The following is a 3,176-nucleotide window of genomic DNA, read 5'->3' as shown; positions in this document are numbered from 1 at the left end:
TTCTCCCGCCGGGCTTTTTCTTCCGGCGTGCGATTCTTTCTGGCCATATGTATAACCTCCTGTGTGATGCTTCTATTTTACACCACTCAGGAGGTTTACACATAATTTGAAGAAGTCTCATTATCTAATTTAATGGGTTCTTTAAATTCTTGATAATCTTTAAGCAAAACTCGAAAATAGCTGGTCGCATAGTTCCATTTACCGGCTTCGGGAGGATGCTCTAAGGTTTCATGTCCATCTGTTGCGGCTACTGAATAACCCACAAATGTGGCTAAATGCCCTTTGCCTCGTAGGTGAATGATAATATCACCTTGCTGGACATCCAAAAGGTTTTTCCAGAATAACCAAGAACTCTTTTTATCCCCGCGTTTGTACGATGGAGACCATAAACATTTTCCAAATCCCCATTCTCCACCGCCATGTGTTTCATCTCGGCTCATTTCAATCCAAATCAAAAATTCACCCCCAGTGCTTTTATTGTACCAATAAAAATATCACATGTCACTGTTTTTCCGATTGATCTTTTTAAGTCGGTAAACTAGCACTTTTATTTCTTCACTTCGGGACAACTTGTCCCAAACTATTTTTCTTCACATGGCTCGGGTAGTATATCCCCCGTCGCCGCATATTGTTCAGAACAGCCGGGAGCTGCCTGGCAAGGGTGCATAGCACCGCCGTTATACGGCGGCTTGCCCTTGCCTGACGGCCCCGGCTGTTCTATTTTCTGGCGGCGTGACGGGGTATATCCTCCAGAGCCGCCCCCTTTCCCAAGATTGGGAAAGGGCGGGGGGATAGGGGGAACATCATGGAGGTTTTACTTATGAATTTTACCAACAGCCCCTATGAGCGCATAATGAAAGAAGTCCCTCGTTATGAGAAGCTCACCACACAGAAGGCTCCGGAAGGATCGCCTTGTGCGGGGGGTTCTTATTGGAGGGGGATTACCTGTGTTTTCTGCTACTGGAAGTGCTTCAAAGAGCAGAGTTAATATGTTAGCATTTGGCCCTAAACGACGCCCAGTTTGCAAGGGGTTCCGACCACAACTTTGACGGGAGCAATATGATTTCCTTATCCATTCTCGATTATCTCAAATACTGCTAACATTTTGTTCCGGAGCAGCGGAGGCGCTGCGTGGAAAATTAAGCTGTAAAAACACCCCATCTGCAAGGGTTTACAGGCATAGTTTTGAGAGGCAATGCAATTTCCTTACTTGCTTATTTTGGACGAAACACTTTCCACATCTGACGAACTGGGGACGGTTAAGCCCATCCACCAGCATTTCTCTTTGGGACAATTTGTCCCAAAGTTAAGGTCCTTGGGCCGCAGACAATTACATCGGGGCCCCGCCGAAGCCCGGAGCCAGCGGGTTCGGCGGGGGGAGGAGGCGCAGCAGAGCGAGTGAGAAATCGGCTTTAGCCGGTTGCGAAAGATGCGGAGCTTGCGCCGACAAGGGTTTGGGGAGGCTCCCCAACAAGCGTTTTTGCGGCCCTCTCTGGGTGCAAAAATAGCAAGTGTGGCCACACTTGCCCTGCTTATCGTTAGTGTACTCCCGGATAACCCCTATGGATTTGACGGGACTTATCCGCCTTTTCTTCGTTGACTTTTGCTATAATTTATAGTATTATATTTTATAGTAAAGGAGGATGATATGTATGTCGTCCATCGATTTGGTGATTCTGGGGATTGTGCTGGAAAAGCCCCAAAGTGCTTATGACATTCAAAAAGATATTGAGTACCACAATTTCTCCCGCTGGACAAAAATCAGCATCCCATCTGTCTACAAAAAGGTGCTCCAATTAAAAGAAAAAGGCTATCTTACGAGCGATGTGGTAAAGGGAGAGCGGTTTGCTGAAAAGGCAATTTACTCGATTACCGATGCCGGGAGAGCCTACTTTGAAACGCTGATGGACACTATCGCTGAACAGAATGTGCCGCTTACCTTTGACTTCAATGTGGTGATTACGAACCTCAACAAAATGGATCGCCCTCATGCCCGAGCCCTTGTCAGCAAGCTGCGGAAAAGTATTCTTGCATCTGCGGAAAAAAACGAGGGGTATGCACAGCAATATGCAGACATTCCCTTGGTAGGCCGGACAATCTTTGACCAGCAGCGCCTTTTGTATCAAGCGCTGTTAGCATGGTTGGATTCTTTTTCGGCCCAGTTTTCCGAAGAGGGGAACGCCCCGTAATGGCACGAAGTACCTTAACGGTATTCTTTGAAAATCCATTTTGGGTCGGGGTCTACGAGCGTGTTGACGGCGATCGATATGAGGTTTGTAAAATTACTTTTGGTGCGGAGCCAAAGGACTATGAGGTATGGGATTTCCTGCTCAAAAATTGGAGCAAGCTGAAATTCAGCCCACCCATCAAAGCTGAACGAGTTGAGGAGTGGAAGATAAATCCTAAACGGATGCAGCGGGAGATCCACAGTAAGTTGCAGGAGCCCGGGATTGGTACAAAGGCACAGCAGGCATTGAAATTGCAGCATGAACAAAACAAATTGGAGCGTAAAACCATAAGTCGTGAGCAGCGGGAAGAGGAAAAAGAACGGCAATATGAATTGCGCCAGCAGAAAAAGCGGGACAAACATCGGGGCCGCTGAAAGGGGTGAGCAATACGGAAAAACGAGATTGGATTTTATGCCCGGCGTGCGGCAGCAAAACACGCCTACAAATAAGGGAAGATACCGAACTGATACACTTTCCTCTGTACTGTCCCAAGTGCAAGAAAGAGTCATTGGTCAATGTAAAACAGCAAACGGTATTGGTTATCAAAGAGCCAGACGCTTTGACGCAGAGCCGATAACACAGGAGCGAGTCCTGATGTTGTCGGCTTTTTCATGTTTATATCGCTTTATCATCTGCCCGGCGGCAGAAAAGAAAAAAACCGCCGTGGGCAGACCATTCACTATGCTCTAAGGCAGGACACGGCGGTATCCGGGAGGTATCACCGTGTCCTTTTTCTTTTTCCATCCGCCTAATCTGTCAAAAAAAGCCCGTCCGCACTATGGGGACAGTCCGGCAGCGGATACGAAATATGGCAGTACCTAAATGAATTGAGACTTCTTCAAATTATGTGTAAACCTCCTGAGTGGTGTAAAATAGAAGCATCACACAGGAGGTTATACATATGGCCAGAAAGAATCGCACGCCGGAAGAAAAAGCCCGGCGGGAGAA

4 protein-coding genes are annotated in these 3,176 nt (G+C 47.3%); 3 read left to right on the top strand and 1 reads right to left on the bottom strand.

Annotated elements, in window-relative coordinates; genetic code table 11:
• Window positions 1-95: 95 nt before the first annotated feature.
• Window positions 96-455 carry a hypothetical protein gene (locus tag H8S34_RS14930; RefSeq protein ID WP_186964422.1) on the bottom strand — a complete coding sequence of 120 codons (360 nt, stop codon included), beginning with the start codon at window positions 453-455 and terminating at the stop codon, window positions 96-98.
• 1,197 nt (window positions 456-1,652) lie between these two features.
• Between H8S34_RS14930 and H8S34_RS14925 the strand changes: the two genes are divergently transcribed.
• Genes H8S34_RS14925 through H8S34_RS14915 form a run of 3 tightly spaced genes read left to right on the top strand, consistent with a single transcriptional unit; the run spans window position 1,653 to window position 2,805 of the window.
• On the top strand, window positions 1,653-2,189 hold the full coding sequence (locus H8S34_RS14925; protein WP_186964421.1) for a PadR family transcriptional regulator: 537 nt from the start codon (window positions 1,653-1,655) through the stop codon (window positions 2,187-2,189).
• On the top strand, window positions 2,189-2,602 hold the full coding sequence (locus H8S34_RS14920) for a YjdF family protein (RefSeq protein ID WP_186964420.1): 414 nt from the start codon (window positions 2,189-2,191) through the stop codon (window positions 2,600-2,602). Before H8S34_RS14925 ends, H8S34_RS14920 begins: the two co-directional genes overlap by 1 nt.
• Before the next feature lie 5 nt (window positions 2,603-2,607).
• Complete coding sequence (locus tag H8S34_RS14915) at window positions 2,608-2,805, top strand: cysteine-rich KTR domain-containing protein (RefSeq protein ID WP_186964419.1); 198 nt, start codon at window positions 2,608-2,610, stop codon at window positions 2,803-2,805.
• Window positions 2,806-3,176: the final 371 nt, after the last annotated feature.

Source organism: Pseudoflavonifractor hominis (assembly GCF_014288125.1).
GTDB classification, from domain to species: domain Bacteria; phylum Bacillota; class Clostridia; order Oscillospirales; family Oscillospiraceae; genus Pseudoflavonifractor_A; species Pseudoflavonifractor_A gallinarum.
This window is presented reverse-complemented; position numbering and strand designations above follow the sequence as displayed.

Excerpts from the sequence above, each read along its gene's own strand:
- H8S34_RS14920 (WP_186964420.1), top strand. The coding sequence starts at position 2,189 with ATGGCACGAAGTACCTTAACGGTATTCTTTGAAAATCCATTTTGGGTC.
- H8S34_RS14925 (WP_186964421.1), top strand. The coding sequence starts at position 1,653 with ATGTCGTCCATCGATTTGGTGATTCTGGGGATTGTGCTGGAAAAGCCC.